At 70.5% G+C, this 17315-nt stretch carries 14 protein-coding genes; 4 read left to right on the top strand and 10 right to left on the bottom strand.

The window, feature by feature from the left end; genetic code table 11:
- Nucleotides 1-206: 206 nt before the first annotated feature.
- Together LPA45_RS20605 and LPA45_RS20600 are read left to right on the top strand one after the other, a co-directional pair.
- Nucleotides 207-1340, top strand: coding sequence for a two-component system response regulator (locus tag LPA45_RS20605; protein ID WP_317925771.1), 1134 nt, complete (start codon nt 207-209; stop codon nt 1338-1340).
- 17 nt (nt 1341-1357) lie between these two features.
- Complete coding sequence (locus LPA45_RS20600; RefSeq protein ID WP_367395103.1) at nt 1358-5161, top strand: response regulator; 3804 nt, start codon at nt 1358-1360, stop codon at nt 5159-5161.
- A 25-nt stretch (nt 5162-5186) separates the two neighbouring features.
- On the opposite strand, the gene LPA45_RS20595 is transcribed toward LPA45_RS20600, so the two are convergent.
- The 7 genes from LPA45_RS20595 to LPA45_RS20565 all read right to left on the bottom strand — a co-directional run bounded on the left by LPA45_RS20595 (nt 5187) and on the right by LPA45_RS20565 (nt 11051).
- A complete protein-coding gene (locus LPA45_RS20595) occupies nt 5187-5522 on the bottom strand; it encodes a hypothetical protein (RefSeq protein WP_116322140.1) in 336 nt (111 codons plus the stop codon).
- Between the two features lie 113 nt (nt 5523-5635).
- The gene (locus LPA45_RS20590) at nt 5636-5821 is read right to left on the bottom strand and encodes a hypothetical protein (protein ID WP_317924895.1); all 186 of its coding nucleotides are present in this window, start codon (nt 5819-5821) and stop codon (nt 5636-5638) included.
- Between the two features lie 95 nt (nt 5822-5916).
- Nucleotides 5917-6255, bottom strand: coding sequence for a hypothetical protein (locus tag LPA45_RS20585; RefSeq protein ID WP_116322139.1), 339 nt, complete (start codon nt 6253-6255; stop codon nt 5917-5919).
- Between the two features lie 201 nt (nt 6256-6456).
- Nucleotides 6457-7935 (bottom strand): efflux transporter outer membrane subunit, encoded by a 1479-nt coding sequence (locus LPA45_RS20580; protein ID WP_317924893.1) that lies wholly within the window; start codon nt 7933-7935, stop codon nt 6457-6459.
- Nucleotides 7932-8822, bottom strand: a complete 891-nt coding sequence (locus LPA45_RS20575) for an HlyD family secretion protein (protein ID WP_317924891.1) — start codon at nt 8820-8822, stop codon at nt 7932-7934. Before LPA45_RS20575 ends, LPA45_RS20580 begins: the two co-directional genes overlap by 4 nt.
- Entirely contained in the window at nt 8819-9037 is a 219-nt protein-coding gene (locus LPA45_RS20570) for a DUF1656 domain-containing protein (protein ID WP_317924889.1), read from the bottom strand. The genes LPA45_RS20575 and LPA45_RS20570 overlap by 4 nt, the downstream gene beginning before the upstream one ends.
- Before the next feature lie 28 nt (nt 9038-9065).
- Nucleotides 9066-11051 (bottom strand): FUSC family protein, encoded by a 1986-nt coding sequence (locus LPA45_RS20565; RefSeq protein ID WP_317924887.1) that lies wholly within the window; start codon nt 11049-11051, stop codon nt 9066-9068.
- Nucleotides 11052-11268: 217 nt separating this feature from the next.
- Here LPA45_RS20565 and LPA45_RS20560 point away from each other — a divergent pair, with 217 nt between their 5' ends.
- The gene (locus LPA45_RS20560) at nt 11269-12174 is read left to right on the top strand and encodes a LysR family transcriptional regulator (RefSeq protein WP_116322134.1); all 906 of its coding nucleotides are present in this window, start codon (nt 11269-11271) and stop codon (nt 12172-12174) included.
- 16 nt (nt 12175-12190) lie between these two features.
- On the opposite strand, the gene LPA45_RS20555 is transcribed toward LPA45_RS20560, so the two are convergent.
- From LPA45_RS20555 to LPA45_RS20545, 3 genes are all read right to left on the bottom strand, one after another.
- Nucleotides 12191-12745, bottom strand: coding sequence for a hypothetical protein (locus LPA45_RS20555; RefSeq protein WP_233528303.1), 555 nt, complete (start codon nt 12743-12745; stop codon nt 12191-12193).
- A 135-nt stretch (nt 12746-12880) separates the two neighbouring features.
- Nucleotides 12881-15223: a cytochrome P450/oxidoreductase gene (locus LPA45_RS20550; RefSeq protein WP_317924886.1), complete on the bottom strand. Its 2343-nt coding sequence runs from the start codon at nt 15221-15223 to the stop codon at nt 12881-12883.
- A 75-nt stretch (nt 15224-15298) separates the two neighbouring features.
- Nucleotides 15299-16237, bottom strand: coding sequence for a tripartite tricarboxylate transporter substrate binding protein (locus tag LPA45_RS20545; RefSeq protein WP_317924899.1), 939 nt, complete (start codon nt 16235-16237; stop codon nt 15299-15301).
- A gap of 206 nt (nt 16238-16443) precedes the next feature.
- On the opposite strand from LPA45_RS20545, the gene LPA45_RS20540 reads away from it, so the two are divergent.
- Nucleotides 16444-17301, top strand: a complete 858-nt coding sequence (locus LPA45_RS20540) for an IclR family transcriptional regulator (RefSeq protein ID WP_317924885.1) — start codon at nt 16444-16446, stop codon at nt 17299-17301.
- Nucleotides 17302-17315: the final 14 nt, after the last annotated feature.

Below are 17315 nucleotides of genomic sequence, written 5' to 3'. Positions count from 1 at the left end.
GGCTGAAGCGGCACTTCTCGGCAACTTTCTGCCGCTCATCGCCGATCAACCCCGCTTAGGGAGGGAGCAAGCCGGGCCATTTCTGCCGATTGTGCAGAAGTCGCCCCCGCGCAATGGCCGATGGCCGCGCGCGCGACCAGCCCGGCAACGGCCCGCGCCCCCCGGCGCGCAGGAAACAAGACGGTCTCAACCGCCAATTTCGACAAATGAGCGCCCTTAGCCCCGACCAGCGGCCGACAGTCCTGGTCGTCGACGACGTTCCCGAAAACATTGCGACCATGGTCGCGCTGCTGCAGGACCCGTACCGCGTCAAGGTGGCAACCCGGGCGGCCACGGCGCTGCAACTGGCGCGGGAAGCGCCGCCCGACCTGATCCTGATGGACGTGTCGATGCCTGGCATGGACGGCTACGAGGCGTGCCGCCAGCTCAAGGCCGATCCGCGCACTGCCTGCGTACCGGTAATCTTCCTGACGGCACGGGCCGAGGCCCACGACGAGGCGCTCGGCTTCGAGGTCGGTGCCGTCGACTACATCATGAAGCCGGTCAGCGCGCCGGTGGCGCGCGCGCGCATTGCCAGCCAGCTGGCGCTCAAGCAGGCGCACGATTTCCTGCGCGACCGCTCGGCCTGGCTCGAGGCCGAGGTGCAGCGCCGCACGCGCGAGATCGAGCTGATCGAGGATGCCACCATCATCGCGCTGGCGGCGCTGGCCGAGACCCGCGACAACGAGACCGGCAACCATATCCGCCGCACCCAGCACTATGTGCGCGCACTGGCGCGCAAGCTGCAGCACGAGCCGCCGTTCGCCGACCGGCTCGACGACAAGACCATCGACCTGATGTTCAAGTCCGCGCCGCTGCACGATATCGGCAAGGTCGGCATCCCTGACCGGATCCTGCTCAAGCCCGGCAAGCTCACCGCCGAAGAATTCGAGGTCATGAAGACCCATACCACGCTGGGCCGCGATGCCATCGCCGATGCCGAGGCCCAGTGCGGCACCACCAGTTCCTTCCTGCGCTACGCGCGCGAGATCGCGCACCATCACCACGAGAAGTGGGACGGCAGCGGCTATCCCGACGGCCTGGCCGGCGAAGCCATCCCGCTGTCGGCGCGGCTGATGGCGGTGGCCGATGTCTACGACGCGCTGATTTCGCGCCGCGTCTACAAGCCCGCGTTTGCGCACGATGACGCGGTGCGCATCATCGCCGAGGGCCGCGGCCGCCATTTCGATCCGCGCGTGATCGACGCCTTCCTGGCGATCACCGGCGAATTCCGTGCGATCGCACTGGAGTATGCCGATCCGGCCGCTGCCGAGCCGGTGCCGGCCCCCGCGCAAGGCTGACCCGCATGTCACTGCGCATGGCATTTCGCCGCCGCGTCGGCGCGGGGCTGTTCGGCCCGCTGCTCGCCTATGCCGCGCTGCTGGCGGTGGCGGTATGGCTGCTCGCACTCGGCGCCGCTTCGATGGTGCGCGAGAACGAGCAGGCCAGCGTGGGCGCGCGCCTGGGTGCCACCGTCAATACCACCGCGCGGCTGCTGGAGGTCTGGGCGGGCGAACAACGCCGCCGCGCCGTGTCGATCGCCGCGCTGGACGACACCGTGCGGCTGGCGGGGCCGCTGCTGGCCAGCCATGGCGATGCCACCCCGGCGCAGGCGGCCGAGTTTGCCGGCTGGATGGCGCCGCTGCTGCGTTCCCACGGATATATCGGCTTTGCGCTGGTGACCGCGGACGACCGCATCGTAGTTTCCGAACTGCCCGACCGCAATCGCCAGTTGCTGTTGCCCGAGTCCGCCCGCACCGCGCAGCGTGCCCGCCACGACGGGGCCGCCGTGTCCGCGCCATATCCCGGCCCGCAACTGATGCCCGATGCGAGCGGGCGTGCCGCCGTATCGACGTTCCAGGTGGTATGCGCGCGGCTGTGGGATGCGGAGCGGGATAGCGGACGCGTGGCCGGCACCCTGTGCCTGCGCATCGACCCGAACGCGGTCATGCTGCAGATCGTGACGGCGGCGCGCTATGGCCGCAGCGGCGACCTGTACATGATCGACGGCAATGGCCGCCTGGTGTCGCCCGCGCGCTTCGATGAAGAGCTGGCCGCGCAAGGACTGCTGGCGCCTGGCATGGCGTCGATGTTCCATACCGTGGCGCGCGTTCCCGTGGCGGACGGCAACGGCACCTACCGTTTGCCGCCGGGCGCGCCGCTGACCCGGCTGGCGCAGCAGGTGCTGGCGCACCAGACACTGCAGCTTGGCTTCGGCTATCGCGACTACCGCGGCCGGCGCGTGGCCGGTGCCGGGCTGTGGGTGCCGGCGCTGGCGAGCGGGCTGATCCTCGAGCAGGACATGGACGAGGCCTTCCTCTCGTATCTGTCGACGCGCACCGTGGTCATCGGCATGGCGCTGGCGATCCTGCTGCTGATCGGCCTGGCCGCGTGGGCGCTGCGCCGTGGCCAGTTGCGCCTGGCGCACAGCGAGGAACGGCTGCGCGCGATGCTCGACCATTCTCCTGCGATCATCCACCTGAAGGACCGCAACCACGCCTTCCTGGCGCTGAACCCCGCCACGCAGGCGCTGATCGGACAGACCGAGCGCGGGGCGCTGGGCCGCACCGACCGCGAATTGCCGGTGATGCCCGACGGCACGCAGGAGCGCTGGGACATCGAGGAGCGGGTCATGTCCACCGGCGCGGCGGAGGAGCACATTTACACGATGCAAGCCGCGGAAGGTACGCGCGACCTGCAGGTGATGCGCTTCCCGGTGCGCAATCCGGCCACCAACGAAGTGGTCGGCGTGGGGTCGGTCGGTATCGACATCACCAGCCAGGTGCGCGCGCACCGCGAGCTGAAGGAGCTGTCGCAGACGCTGGAGCACAAGGTGTCCGAGCGCACGCGCGAACTCGCCATCGCCAACGCCGAACTGGCCGAGGCCAAGCATGAGGCGGAATCCGCGGCGCAGGCCAAGGCCAGCTTCCTCGCCAACATGAGCCATGAGATCCGCACGCCGATGAACGCGGTGATCGGCATGGCCCACCTGGCGCTGGGCACGCCGCTCGATCCCAAGCAGCGCGACTATATCGAGAAGATCCAGCGCTCCGGCCAGCACCTGCTGGGCATCCTCAACGACATCCTCGACCTGTCCAAGATCGAGGCCGGCAAGCTGGAAGTGGAAGAGATCGACTTCTCGCTGGAGCGCGTGCTGCGCACCGTGGGCGACCTGGTGTCGGAGCGGGCCGCGGCCAAGCAGCTGGAGCTGATCGTCGAGGTTGCGCCGGACGTGCCCGACGCGCTGCGCGGCGATCCGCTGCGGATCCGCCAGGTGCTGATCAATTTCACCACCAACGCGGTCAAGTTCACCGAGCGCGGCGAGATCGTGGTGCGCGTGGCGCGCTGCACCGGCGATGGCGACCTGCCGCGCGTGCGGCTGCATTTTGCCGTGCGCGACACCGGCATCGGCATCGCGCCCGAGGCGATCGGACGCCTGTTCCAGAACTTCGAGCAGGCCGACAGCTCGACCACCCGCCGCTACGGCGGCAGCGGCCTGGGCCTGGCGATCAGCCAGCGGCTGGTGCAGTTGATGGGCGGCACGCTGGGCGTGGAAAGCACACCGGGCGAGGGCAGCACGTTCTGGTTCGAGCTGTCGCTGCTGCCGGGCAGCCAGCGCGCGCCGGCGCTGCTGGTGCGGCCGGAACTGGCCGGCCGCCGCCTGCTGGTGGTGGACGACCACGGCTACGCGCGCCAGGTCCTCGCCGCGATGCTGCGCCGCTTCGGCTTCCGCGCTGACCAGGCCGCCTCGGGCGAAGCGGCGCTGGCTGCGATCGAAGCCGCCGATGCCGAGGGCGATCCTTACCACGCCGCCTTTATCGACTGGCGCATGCCCGGCTTGGACGGCATCGAGACCGCCCGCCGGCTGGCCCGGCTGGCGCTGCGTGGTCCGCGCCCGCGGCCGCTGATGGTGACGGCCAACGGCAGCGAGGCGGCGATGCGGGCCGGCGAGCATGGCGGCTTCGAAGCGCTGCTGCTCAAGCCGGTCAGCGCGTCGGTGCTGTTCGATGCCACGCTGCGCGTGCTGGCCGCCGAGCCTGGCACGCCGCTACAGGCCGAACCGGAGCGCCCCGCGCCTGGCCCAGGCTGGTCGCTGCCGCAGCGGCGCGTGCTGCTGGTCGAGGACAACGAAATCAACCGCGAGGTCGCCGTACACCTGCTGCAGCAGGCCGGCATCACGCCGGACACCGCCGAAAACGGGCGCGTAGCGCTGGAGCGGCTGGCCGCGCATGCGTACGACCTGGTGCTGATGGATATGCAGATGCCGGTGATGGACGGCGTCGAGGCCACGCGCCGCATCCGAGCCGATGCGCGGCTCGCCGCGCTGCCGGTGGTTGCCATGACCGCCAATGCCTTGCCCGAGGACCGCGAACGCTGCCTGGCCGCGGGCATGGACGACCATATCGCCAAGCCGATCAGTCCGCCGGTGTTTTTTGCCACCGTGCATCGCTGGTTGACCCACGGCGACTCAGTGCCGGCGGTGGCACCGGCGGCGCAGGCATGGCCGGTATTGCCGACATGGCTTGGGGCGCTCGCCGCGACAGGCTTGCTGGATGTCGATGGTGCACTGGCGCGCGCAGGGGGACAGCCGGAGACGTACCGTGGCCTGCTGGCGCGGCTGCGGGACCGCTACGCCGATGCCGGCACACGCGCTGGCCGGGCCGCGCAGCTTGCGCACGAGCTGGCCGGTGTGGCCGGCAATCTCGGCGCGATGGCAGTGTCGCGCGCCGCCGCGGCGCTGGAATGCACGCTGCGGGATGGCGGCGATGGCGCCGCGCGGCAGGCCGCCGCGCTTGAAGCTGCGATGTCGGACCTGCTCGCGGCACTGCACCGGCACCTGCCGGAGGCGCCGGACCCGCAAGACGAGCCAGCAGCGCCGGCAGCGCCGATCGAGCCTTCCGCCGCGTCCGCCGCGCAGGCAATGGCCCGGCTGCGGCGGCAGTTGCGCGAAGGCGCCAGCGAAGCCGGCTCGACCCTCGCCACGCATCGCGCCGCGCTGGCCGCGGCGGCGCCTGCCAGCATGCTGGCCGAGCTGGAAGCCGCGATCGAAGCGTACGACTACGCCGCGGCGCTGGCCGTCCTCGACGACATGCTGCCTGTCATGGCCTCTGGCCAGGGCTGATGTCTGGCCCCGGGCCCCAGGCCCGTCAGCGGCCGGCCGGCAGCACCATCGTCACCAGCACCGATGCATCGGTGTCAGCGGTCAGGTCATAGCGCACGCACGGGCCGACATAGAGCAAGTCGCCCTGGCACAGTCCGCGTTCGGCGCCGTCCACGCGCAGGCGGACTTTTCCTTCCAGGCATTGCACAGTCATCGGGCCATCGACCGAATGGGGCGGCACATGCTTGCCCGCCTTCAGCACCAGCCGCATCACTTCCAGCGGACCTTCCTTGAACAGGGCTTGGGTGACAGTCTGGTCCAGGCGCGTGCCCAGGGGCAACACGCTGGCGATCTGTCCGGAAGCTAGGTGGGGGAGGGACATGCGCGGCTCCTCGCTGTAGTGGGTCGTTTGATTTGTGCCTTGTCAGGCGCTGCTGGCATTTGCCGCCAGCAAGCCTTTCCAATCTAGCACCGGAGCGCGCGACTCAATAGCGTTCAGCGTGACGTAGCCGGCGTAGCTGACGCGGGCGACGTGCCGGCGTCTTGTGCGCAGGGGGGCGCATGGCGGGCCTGTGCCTGCGCGCGGGCGCGCTCGATCACGGTCCAGTCAGGGCCCGCACTGGCAGGCAGGGATACGGCAATGGCGCCAAGCGCGAGCATGGCGAGCAGGATGGTCTTCACGGGAATGTCGTCGAACTGGGATGGGGGCTGGCCGGAACAGGTCTTTCCGGCCAGCGGTGCCGCCACGGCGAGCGCCGCGGCGGGCGGGGGCCGTATCAGGCGGCGTGAGCCGGCGGCGCCGAGACGCCGGTGCGGTCCAGGCCCGCCAGGTCCATGCCGGCTGCCGGCTGGTTGGCGCCGTCGGTGAACGGGTCGCGCTTGCCATTGACGTGCGCGCCGTCGCTGAACGGATCGCGCTTGCCGTTGACGTGCGCGCCTTCGGTGAAGGGATCGCGCTTGCCGTTGTGCTGCAGGTTGTAGCCGTAGCGGTCGGCTTCGGTGCCGTGGTCATTCATGCCTTGGGCGGCAGCGGGGCCGCAGGCGAGCACGCTGGCACCGAGGGCGGCGATGGAGAGCGTCGTGGCAAGGAGGGCTTTGAGATCGTTGTTATGCATGTCTGCTGTGTCTTGGGTGAGGGGACGGCACGGCCCTGCAGCTTCCTGCGGGCCGTGCGGGGTGGGCGGATCTGCCTGGCCGCCAGCCGTCCGGTTCGCCTTGTGGGCGGTGCCGGGGCGCAGCAGCGACTGCAGCGCCGGGGCACGGGACGAAGTGTAGTCACGCCGATCCATTCCTGTGATGATTTAAAATGACAAAAATCAGTCGCTTTTTTCATCGTTATGCGAAGACGTTGCCGAGGTCCCTGCCGACACCTTGCGGGCGGCTTGCCAGCCGCCGCCGAGGGTCAGGAAGAGGTCTACCTGGCGGTATGACACCTGGGCCTCGGCCGCGGCCAGCGCGGCGTCGGCATCGGCCAGCGCCTGCTCGGCATCGAGGCGGTCGAGGTACGGGATGCGCCCGGCCTGCTGCAGCCGCACCTGCTGGCGCGCGGCGTCGCCGGCCTGCTCGCGCGCCGCATGCAGCAATTCCCGCCGCTCCAGCGCTCGGGTATAGGCGGACAGCGCCGTTTCCGTTTCCTGCAGCGCGCGCAGCACGGTGCCGTCGAAGCGCGCCAGCGCGGCGTCGGCGGCCGCCTCATGGCCGTGGATGCGGTGGCGCACGCCGTTGGTCGGCAGCGACCAGCTCAGCATGGGGCCCAGGCTCCAGCGCGCCGTCGGGCCGCTGCCCAGGTCGCTGAGCACGCCGGTCAGGCCGGCGCTGGCGCCGATGCGGATCGACGGGTACAGGTCCGCCGTGGCAACGCCTACGCGCGCGGTCGCCGCAGCCAGTTCGCGCTCGGCCTGGCGGATATCGGGACGGCGCCGCAGCAGCGCGGCGCCGTCACCCACGGGCAGAGGCGCGCGCAATTCCGGCTCGGCATGGCAATCGACCTCGTCCGGCGCCAATGCTGACGGTGGCTTGCCCAGCAGCAGGGCCAGGCGGTAATGCGCCGCGGCGCGCTCCGCCGCGAAGGCCGGCAAGGCGGCGCGCACCGCTTCCGTGCGGGCGCGCTCGCGTGCCACGTCCGGCGGCTGCGCGCGGCCGGCAGCGACCAGCCGGCGGGTTGCGTCCAGCGTTCGCTCCCGCACCGCAAGCTGCTGCGTGGCCACGGCCAGTTCATGAGTGGCCGCGCAGCCTTGCACGTAGGCGCGCACGGTCTGCGCGGCCACGCTGACGCGCACCATGTCGAGGGTGGCTTCGCTGGCTTCGGCGCCCGCCAGCGCGGCCTCGTCGGCACGCGCCAGCTTGCCGAAGAAATCGATGAGGTAAGACACGCCGAAGCCGAAGTCGCCCAGGTTGAACACCGGCGGCTTGACGGTCTGCAGGAAGCTCTGGGCCGACAACTGCGCGCGCGACACGCTGGCGTCGACGCCGCCTTGTGGCAGGTTCTCGGACTCGACTTCATGCAGCAGCGCCACTGCGCGCCGCAGGTTGGCCGAGGCGGCGCGGATGTCGGTGTTGGCCGCCAGCGCCTGACGCACCAGCCGGTCGATCCGCGCGTCGTCATAGAGGTGCCACCAGTCGTCCGGGACCGGGCCGATGTCGACGCCATGCGCGTTGCCGCCCTGCAGCGCGCCGTTGGCCTGCGGCGCCTTGATCGCGGCGCGCTCGGGCACGCGGTAGTCCGGGCCCACCGTGGTGCAGGCGCACAGGCACGCGGCCGCGGCGCACGCCAGCCAGCGACGGCGTGCGCTCATGATCGCGCTGCGGCAGGGCGCCGCAGTTCACGCACCGACACCGTCGCGGTGCGGCCCGACACCAGCCTGACGTCGGCGGGCACGTCTTCCAGCACGATGCGCACCGGCACGCGCTGCGCCAGGCGCACCCAGTTGAAGGTCGGGTTGACGTTGGGCAGCAGGTTCGAGCCGGCACTGCGGTCGCGGTCCTCGATGCCGGCGGCGATGCTCTGCACATGCCCGCGCAGGTGCCGCGGCTCGCCCATGATATGGACGTCCACCGGGCTGCCGATATGGATGCGGTGCAGCTTGGTTTCCTCGAAATACCCTTCCACATGGAACGACGCCGCGTCGACCATCGACAGCACCGGGCGGCCTGTGGACACGTAGTCGCCCAGCCGCGGCAGGCGGTCGTTGAGGTTGCCCGCCACCGGGCTGCGCACGCTGGTGCGCTCCAGGTTCAGCCGCGCCAGCCGCACCGTAGCCTCGGCCTGCGCCAGCGCGGCTTCGCCGTGTTCCACGCGGGCGCGGCCCTGTTCGGCGACTTCGCCGGCCACCAGCCCGTCGAGCGTGCGGTTGCGCGCGGCTTCGCGCCGCGCCTGCGCCAGCGTTGCGCGCAGCGTGGCGGCGGCGGCCAGCGCCTGCTGCAGCGCCAGCGCGTAGCGGTCGCGGTCGATCTCGAACAGCACCTCGCCGCGCTGCACGTACTGGTTGTCGCGCACCAGCACGCGCGTCACCAGGCCGGAGACGTCAGGGGCGACCTGGACGATATCGGCGCGCACATGGCCGTCGCGCGTCCAGGGCGCGGCGGTGTAGTAGTCCCACAAATGGCGCAGCACCAGCACGGCGGCCAGCACGGCCAGCAGCGTCGGCAGCAAGGGAAGCAGGGGGCGGAGTCGGAGTGTCATGACGGCAGTCCCGGCACCGCGGCGAAGACCGCCGCCACGCCGCCCAGGACGATCACATAGAGGGAAAGGTTGAACAGCGAGCGGTGCCAGATATGCCGGTAGCAGCCCAGCGCCGCCAGCGCCATGCGGATCGCGGTGGTGACGGCGAAGGCCAGCACCATCAGCACCAGCACGCCTGGCACGAATACGCCATAGAGATCGATTTCACTGAGCATCGGGGAGCAGCAAGGGCGGTGAGTGAGGTCAGGCCGCGCGCGCTGGCGGGCACGCCCCGGGGTGTAGCGTGACCTGCAGCACCACCAGCGCGCCCAGCGCGCCACTGTCCTGCCGTGGCAGCGCGGCGATGGCATCGGCCACCCAGCGTGACAGCACCGCCGGTGCCGCCACGGCATGGCCGCCGCGCAGGCGCGACCGGTAATGCCGCGCAACTGCCGCCAGCACCCGGCGCACCGGCTTGCGTGCGGCAGGCGGGAGGCCCGGCAGCGCCTTGTGCAGCGCCAGCGCGCAATAGCCGACCTGCAGCGCATGGAAGCCGTCCGACGAGAGCGGGTCGCCGGCCGCGCCCAGGCGAGGCACCAGCTGGCCGAGCCGGTCCAGCATGCGCGCGCCCAGCCGCGCGTCGCCGTCCGCCGCGCGCAGCGTGGCCGCCTGCGCCAGGTCCTGCCAGCTTGCGCGCACCAGCCGGTGCGCCGCCGCGCGCGCGCCGAACGGGCGCACCGCCATCGACCACAGCGGCGCGAACAGCATCGCCGCGGCGCTGGCCAGGCAGGCATTGAAGGTGCCGAGGAAATCCGCGTCGAACACAGCCTGCACATTGGCGAACGAGGCGGTGTTGACCGACAGCAGCATCGCGATCAGCTGGAAGCCCGGCCGCGCCACCAGCAGGCCGATGCCCAGATAAGGCAACGCCAGCATCGCCGCCAGCGCCTCGAAGGTATGCGCATGTGGCACCACCACGAACAGGTAGCCGGAGGCCACCAGCAGGCACACCAGGCTCCAGCGCAGGAAAGGTGCGGCCATGCGGCGCGGCTCGTCGATGGCGGCAAAGAAGCAGCAGGCGATCGACGCCACCGCCACCGCGCCGGCACCGTCTTCCCAGCCCGAGAAAATCCACAGCAAACCGGCGCAGAACACCGCCAGCCCGCTGGACGCGGCGCCGAACAGCAGCATGCCGTGGTCATGGTGATGGCCGGCGCCGTCAGGTGCCTCCGGTGCCGCCCGGCTGGTGGCGGACGGCGCCTCGGGGCCGCGTTCGCCGATGCCGCGTTGCAGCGCCAGGCATTCCGCGTACAGCGAGCACAGGCGTTGCAGCTGGTCGGCGGCGGTCGTGGCGAGCCGCGCCGGCCAGCCGCCATCCCCTCCGTCCAGACGCCAGTCGCGTTGCAGGAGCGGAGCCGGCTGCGGAGCACCGCTGCCCAGCCACGAAGCGGTAGCGGCCAGCGCCTGCTGCAGCGGCGCGGGCATGCCGCCGGGCAGGGCGCGCAGCGCCTGCAGCACGCTTTCCAGCGACGACAGCAACGGCATCAGCATGGTCATGCGCTGGCGCAGCGCGCGCGCATGGCGCAGCGTGCGGCTGCCCTCGGTGTCGTAGGCGAGCTGGCTGATCAGCTGGTCCAGCGCCAGGATGTCGGTGGCAAGCCGATGGCGGCCATCGTCGGCGCCGGGGCTGCCGCGCAGGATCGCCGCGGCCCAGCCGCTGGCGTCGGCAAGCCAGGTCGCCGCGCGCTGGCGCAGCGCGGGCGCCACCTTGGCCGGGAACACGACCGACCCGACCAGTCCGGCGCAGACAATGCCGATCACGATCTCCTCGATGCGCGCCACGGCGATATCGAAGATCTCGGCCGGCTGGCTGACCGCCGGCAGCGCCACGATCGGCAGCGTGTATGCCGCCAGCAGGAACACATAGCTGCGCGGCGAGCGCTGCAGCAGGGACAGATACACCAGCGCGGTGATCCACAGCCCGATCGCGGCCATCAGCACGATCGGCATGTTGACCAGCTGCGGCACCGTCGCCACCGCGGCGGTCGCGCCGAGCACCGTGCCGGCGACGCGGTACGCCGCCTTGGAGCGGGTCGCGCCGGTCAGCGGGTGCGAGACGAAATACACGGTAGCCATGGCCCAGTACGGCCGCGGCAGGCCGAGCGCCAGCGCGATATAGAGTGCCAGCATCGCGGCGGCGAATGCCTTCAGCGAGAACAGCCACTGTCGTGCATTCGGCCAGCTAGCCATGGGGCGAGGTCTTGAAGACAAGGAGTTTGGGGGCGCGCAACGCTACCTGCCGCCCCACGCTTCATGGTGGCGCAGTCGGGCAGGGGCGATGTGTGGAAGCGAAGTGTAGCCGCACCTTTTGCATTCCATTCATGATTTAATATTGGCTTTTCCATTCGCTTTGTTCATGGAAGCGTGCCGCCAGGGCCAGACGCCCGGCGGTGCGGCCCATTTGCCCATGCCTATCGATATCCGCGCGCTGCGCTACTTCGTCGAGACCGCGCGCCTGCACAGCTTCACGCAGGCGGCGAGTTCACTGTTCGTCACCCAGTCGACCATCAGCAAGATGGTGAAGCAGCTTGAAGACGAGGTCGGCCAGCCGCTGCTGATCCGCGAAGGCAAGAGCGTGCGCCTGACCGACGTGGGGCGCGTGGTCTACGAGCGCGGTCAGGAAGCGCTCGGCGTGGTCCACCGGCTCACGCTGGAAGTGGCCGACCTGTCATCGCTGGGCCGCGGGCAGCTGACGGTGGGTATCCCGCCGATGGTCAACCTGTTTTTCTCGCCGGCGGTCAGCGCGTTCCGGCAGCGCTATCCCAACCTGCAGCTGACGCTGGACGAGCATGGCGGGCAGGTGGTCGAGCAACTGGTCGCCAGCGGCGAACTGGAGGTCGGCGCCACGGTGCTGCCCGGCGACAGCGGCCTCGCGCTGGAGGCACGGCAGTTTGGCCGCTACCCGATCTGGGCGGTCGGGCCGCGCAAGGCGAAGTGGGCACGCGGGCGTACCGTCACGCTGGGCGCGCTGGGCGACGAGCCGCTGGTGATGCTGACCGACGACTTCTCGCTGACGCGCAAGCTTAACCAGGCCTTCCTGGAAGCGCGCATCGAGCCACGCGTGGTGGCGCGCAGCGGCCACTGGGATTTCCTGGCGTCGATGGCGGCGGCGGGTCTGGGCACCACGTTCCTGCCGCAGCCGCTGGCCGAGCGCCTGCAGGGGCAGGACACGCTCGCCATGGCGCGCCTGACCGAGCCGGCAATGGACTGGACCATGGCGCATATCTGGTCGCCCGGACGCTACCTGTCGCACGCGGCACGCGCGTGGCTGGCGGTCTGCGACGAGGTACTGGGGGAAGCCGAAAAGCGCTAGCGCGGCGAGTTCGCGCCTATTTGCCCAGGCACTGGTCCGGCGCGATATCCAGCCGCACCAGCGACTGGCGCCCGGCGGTGTAGTGGTAGAGCAGCGTCACGCCGAGCTTGCCCAGCACCGGCACGTCCGGATTGCGGCAGATGCCGCGCTCCAGGATCGGCTTGGCCGATGCCATGTACTCGCGCGTGCCGTCGCGCGTGGCATCGACGCCCGACACTTTCAGCTGGAACTCGACGATCTTGCCGGGCCGGACCACGCAGCCGTCAAAGCGCGTGGTGTCGTCCAGGTCCAGCGGGCCGGCGCGCATCAGTTCCTGGCAGGCCATTCGCAACTGCCGGTCGGCATCGCCCGCGGTCAGCCGCGTGACGCCGGTCATGCCGGTCGGCTTGCCGCGCACGGTGCCGAGCAGCAGGGTGGCGAGGCCGGAGAGTTGCGGGCTTGGCGCGGGCGTCGCTGCCGGGGCGGCAGTGGTGGCAGTAGTGGCCACCGCGGCGACCAGGACAACGAGGGCCGCCAGCGACGGCAGAAGGCGGTGAGGCGTGGCCGTCGGGGCGGCTGGGGCAAGGCGCATAAAGGGGGCGGGGGTGGTGAACCTGTAGCGCTGCTACTTTAGCCGCTGGCACTTGACGCCGTTGTCAGGCGTTGTCCTACGCGGCCACGCGGCCGGCGCAGTGCGCAGCACATTGTGCCGGGACGGCCGCCGCCGTTACAGCTCCAGCACCAGCCGGCATCCGCCGGCCGCACGCGAACAGCACGCCATCATCCGGTCGTTGGCGTCGCGCTCGGTGCGCGTCAGCACCACGTCGCGATGATCGACCTGGCCGGCCAGCACGCGCACTTCGCACGAGCCGCACAGGCCTTCCTCGCAATCGCTCTGCACGTCGATATTGGCGCCGCGCAGCGCAGCGAGCAGGGTCTGGCCGGCGGGCACCTCCATGACCAGGCCGGAGTCCTTCAGCTCGACCGTGAAGGGCTGCTCCTGCGATGCGTCCAGCGCGCCCAGCCGCGACACGAAGTGCTCGACCCGCAGCGCGTCCTCCGGCCACGCGGCGCAGCCGTCGGCCAGCGCGTCGAGCAGCCGTTGCGGGCCGCAGGCGTAGACGTGGGTGCGCGGCGCCGGCGTGGCCAGCAATGCCCCGAAGTCGGCGCGCCGGCCTTCGTCGCCGGCATAGACGCGCAGGCGCTCGCCATGCAGGGCCTGCAGCGTGTCCAGCATTGCCATCGACCGCCGCGAGCGGCCGCAGTAATGGATCTCGTAGTCGATGCCGAGCTGGCGCGCGCGCCGCGCCATCGCGCTGACCGGCGTGATGCCGATGCCGCCGGCAATGAAGATGGCGCGCCCGCAACCCTCGTCGAAGCGGAAGTGGTTGCGCGGGCCGCGGATGCGCAGGCGGTCGCCCGCCTTGACGCTGTCGTGCACCCAGGCCGAGCCGCCGCGGCTCCCGCGCTCGCGCAGCACGGCGATTTCCAGCGCGCCGGCATCGTCGGGATCGCCGCACAGCGAATACTGGCGCGACAGCCCGGTATCGCCGCACTCCACATCGATATGCGAGCCCGGCGCCCAGCGCGGCAGCGGCTTGCCGTCCGGCGCCGCCAGCCGCAGCCGCACCACGCCGTCGGCGGCGGGGGCGATGCTTTCCACCACCACGGTGCGCGCGCTGGTGTGCGCCGACGGCTCGCCAATGCGCACGGGCTGCCGCTGCAGCAGCAGCGCGGGGTCGCGGCGCTCCGGATTCTGAGCGGGATCCCACTCGACCAGCAGGTGCTCCGGGCCGCGGAAAGAGGTGTTGGGCACGTAGGTGAAGGACTGTTCCGCCAGCCGCATATGCGGCAGCCGGCGCGTCAGCTCTTCCAGGAAGATCTGCATCTCCATGCGCGCCAGGTTCTTGCCCATGCACTGGTGCGAGCCGTAGCCGAAGGTCAGCTGCTCGCTGGCGTTGTCGCGGCGGATGTCGAACAGGTCGGCATCGGCGAAGTGGCGCTCGTCATGGTTGGCCGACGAGGTCACGATCAGCAGCTTGCTGCCCGCGGCCAGGCGGATGCCGCCCACTTCCGTGTCGCGCGTGACCAGCCGGCGCCACGCCGCCACCGAGCCGTTGTGGCGCAGGCATTCCTCCACCGCGTTGGGGATCAGCGAGGGGTCCTCGCAGATCTCGCGCCACGTATCCGGATGCTGCAGCAGCAGCTTGAGGGCATTGGCCGAGGCATTGGCGGTGGTTTCGTGCGCGGCGACGATGCCGGCCATCATCATCGAATGCAGGTAGGAGTCGGTGACGACCTCGGGCAGCGCCTTCTGCTTGCGCAGGCCGTACTGCATCCAGCCCGGGCCCGACGGGTCCTCGCGCATCTTGTCGAGGATGCGCCCGGCCAGCTGCCAGAAATTGCCCACGGCATGCGCCACCGCGACCTGTTCCTCCGGCTTTGGCCGGCCCCAGGTGTTGACCGTGTGGGCGATGGAGTACTGGCGCAGCAGGTCCATGTCCTCTTCGGGCACGCCCAGGAAATGCAGCGCCACGGTCAGCGGCACTTCCCAGAGCATCTGGTCGACCAGGTCGGCGCGGCCATCGTCGATAAAGCGGTCGACGTATTCGCGCGCCAGGCGCCGCACCATGGGCTCGTGATGCGCCAGCTCGGCGGGCGTGAACGGGTCCATCAGCGCGCGCCGGCGCGGCATGTGGGCGGGCTCGTCCTCGTTGACCAGCGTGCGGTTCATGGCATAGCCGTACGAGGCCAGCACCGCGTTGGCCTCGTCGCCGGTGGGCGTGATTTTCTCCAGCGCGATCGACGGGCTGAAGGTGAGGTTGTCGCGGAAGATCGCCTTGATGTCGTCGTAGCGCGTGACGACCCAGTAGCCCAGCCTGGGGCTGTAGAACACCGGTTCCTGCTCGCGCGACCAGCGTACGTATTCGGGCGGGTCCTGCTGGTAGCCGTCGCCGAAGGGATCGAATTCCGCCGCGTCATGGCTGACGGGGCAGCCGTTGGGTGCCTTGAAAGCGGAATGGTCGACGGGGCAGCCGCCGCGCGCGGCACCGTGTGAGAGGTTGGCCATACTGCGTACTCCTGGCTAAAGCACTTGCCGTCCGGTCGGTGCCGGACGGGCTTGGGGGTCAGATGATTGCCGGCCTTAGTTGTCCAGCGTGATCTTCAGGTCGCGGATCAGCCTGGTCCAGCGTGCCGACTCGGTGCGCAGCAGCTCGCTGAACTGCGCCGGCGTATTGCCCACCGGCTCCACGCCGAAATCCACCAGCCGCTTGTTCACCGCCGGCTCGCGGATCGCCGCGACCACATCCTTGTTCAGCGTGTTGATGACCTCGGGCGGCGTGGCGGCCGGCACCACCATGCCGACCAGCGCGGCGGCTTCCACGCGTGGGTAGCCCAGTTCGGCAAAGGTCGGCACGTCGGGCAACTGCGGCAGGCGGGTGGCATTGGCCACGGCCAGCGGCCGCACCTTGCCGCCCTTGATAAAGCCGGCGCCGGCGGCATAGTCGACCATCATCGCGGCGACCTGGCCAGCGGCGACGTCCGACAGCGCGGGCGCGGCGCCGCGGTAGGGCGCGTGCGTCATCGGCAGGCCGCCGGCTTCCACCTTCAGCAATTCCATGGCCAGGTGGTGCGGGCTGCCCGCTCCGGCGGATCCATAGCTGACGCCGCCCTGCGTGGACTTCGCCTGCGCGATGAAGTCCCTGGCGTTCTTCACCGGGCTGTTCGCGCCGACCACCAGGATCATCGGGAAGCGGCCCAGCAGCGTGACCGGTGCCAGGTCCTTGCCCGGGTTATAGGAAAGCGTCTTGTACAGGACCGGGTTGAACACCAGCGTGCCGTTGTCGGCGGACAGCACGGTGTAGCCGTCGGCGGCCGAGCGCACCGTCTCGGCCGCGCCGATCGCCGTATTGCCGCCGGGCTTGTTGTCCACCACGACCGGCTGGCCGACCTTGGCCGACAGTCCCTGGCCAATGGTGCGCGCGAGGAAGTCCGAGCCGCCGCCGGCGGCGTACGGCACGATCCAGCGGATCGGCTTGGCGGGGTAGGTGTCGGCGGCGTGCGCCGGCAGGGCGGACAGCATGGGCGGGACGAGCGCGCCAAAAGCGCCGATGGCCAGGCGCGGCAACAGGGTGCGGGGCATGTGGTTGTCTCCGATGAATTTCTGTTTTGCGTAAATCTTATACGCATTGCGTAATCATTGAATGAGGGTTAACCTTGAAGCCGACCGCCCTATCGTCGCCAAACCAGGCGTGGCCTAATCTGCCTGCCATTGCCCACACCATTGCCATGCCCGCATCCCGTTCCAAGCCCGCTGCCCCCGCCGCCCCCGATGCGTCTGCCGATGCCTCGCCCCGCACACGAGAGCGTCGCCAGCGGGTGCAGTCCGCCGTCACGGGCATGGCGGTGCTCAAAGGGCTGGCCCGGCTCGGCGGGCGCGCCAGCCTGACCGCGCTGGCCGCGCAGATCGACGAAAGCCCGGCCAAGGTGCACCGCTACCTGGTCAGCCTGCTGGAAGAGGGACTGGTTGCGCAGGAATCCGGTACGCAGCAGTACCACCTGGGCTACGAGGCGCTGCAGATCGGCATGGCGGCCATGCGCCAGGCCGACCCCATCCGGCTGGCCGAGGCCTCGCTGGTGCGGCTGCGCGAGACGCTGGAAGTGACGTGCTTTGTCGCGGTGATGGGCAACAAAGGGCCGACCATCATGCGTTTTGAGGAACCGGGCTTGCCGGTCACGGTGAACGTGCGCGCGGGGTCGGTGATGCCGCTGCTGTGGTCGGCCACCGGGCGCGTGTTCCTGGGCCTGCTGGACGAAACCCGGGTGCAGGAGCAGGCGAAAGAAGAACTGGCACAGGCTGCCGAGGCGCGGCTGGTTTCGCTCGACCGCGAGGACCCGATCGGCGTGCTGCGCCGTGCCGTGCAGGACGATGACTGCGCCTGGGTGCGCGACACCAACCTGACCGGCATCAGCGCCGTGGCCGCGCCGGTGCGCGACTACACCGGCCGCGTGTGCGCGGTGCTGACGGCGCTGGGCGCCACCGGCGGCTTCGATCCGTCGATCGACGGGCCGGTCGGCACCGCCGTGCGGCACGAGGCCCGCGTGGTCAGCGCCGCGCTCGGCTTCCACCCGGAAGCGGCGGGCTGAGGCGCCGCCGGGAA

The sequence above is a fragment of the Cupriavidus sp. Agwp_2 genome (assembly GCF_040784895.1).
GTDB lineage: Bacteria > Pseudomonadota > Gammaproteobacteria > Burkholderiales > Burkholderiaceae > Cupriavidus.
The sequence above is the reverse complement of the archived record's forward strand: the minus strand, read 5'-3'. Positions and strand labels throughout refer to the sequence as shown.

What these genes read in the sequence shown, in the direction of transcription:
- LPA45_RS20605 (WP_317925771.1), top strand. Translation starts at nt 207, where the DNA reads ATGAGCGCCCTTAGCCCCGACCAGCGGCCGACAGTCCTGGTCGTCGAC.
- LPA45_RS20600 (WP_367395103.1), top strand. Translation starts at nt 1,358, where the DNA reads ATGGCATTTCGCCGCCGCGTCGGCGCGGGGCTGTTCGGCCCGCTGCTC.
- LPA45_RS20595 (WP_116322140.1), bottom strand. Translation starts at nt 5,522, where the DNA reads ATGTCCCTCCCCCACCTAGCTTCCGGACAGATCGCCAGCGTGTTGCCC.
- LPA45_RS20585 (WP_116322139.1), bottom strand. Translation starts at nt 6,255, where the DNA reads ATGCATAACAACGATCTCAAAGCCCTCCTTGCCACGACGCTCTCCATC.
- LPA45_RS20580 (WP_317924893.1), bottom strand. Translation starts at nt 7,935, where the DNA reads ATGAGCGCACGCCGTCGCTGGCTGGCGTGCGCCGCGGCCGCGTGCCTG.
- LPA45_RS20575 (WP_317924891.1), bottom strand. Translation starts at nt 8,822, where the DNA reads ATGACACTCCGACTCCGCCCCCTGCTTCCCTTGCTGCCGACGCTGCTG.
- LPA45_RS20570 (WP_317924889.1), bottom strand. Translation starts at nt 9,037, where the DNA reads ATGCTCAGTGAAATCGATCTCTATGGCGTATTCGTGCCAGGCGTGCTG.
- LPA45_RS20565 (WP_317924887.1), bottom strand. Translation starts at nt 11,051, where the DNA reads ATGGCTAGCTGGCCGAATGCACGACAGTGGCTGTTCTCGCTGAAGGCA.
- LPA45_RS20560 (WP_116322134.1), top strand. Translation starts at nt 11,269, where the DNA reads ATGCCTATCGATATCCGCGCGCTGCGCTACTTCGTCGAGACCGCGCGC.
- LPA45_RS20555 (WP_233528303.1), bottom strand. Translation starts at nt 12,745, where the DNA reads ATGCGCCTTGCCCCAGCCGCCCCGACGGCCACGCCTCACCGCCTTCTG.
- LPA45_RS20550 (WP_317924886.1), bottom strand. Translation starts at nt 15,223, where the DNA reads ATGGCCAACCTCTCACACGGTGCCGCGCGCGGCGGCTGCCCCGTCGAC.
- LPA45_RS20545 (WP_317924899.1), bottom strand. Translation starts at nt 16,237, where the DNA reads ATGCTGTCCGCCCTGCCGGCGCACGCCGCCGACACCTACCCCGCCAAG.
- LPA45_RS20540 (WP_317924885.1), top strand. Translation starts at nt 16,444, where the DNA reads ATGCCCGCATCCCGTTCCAAGCCCGCTGCCCCCGCCGCCCCCGATGCG.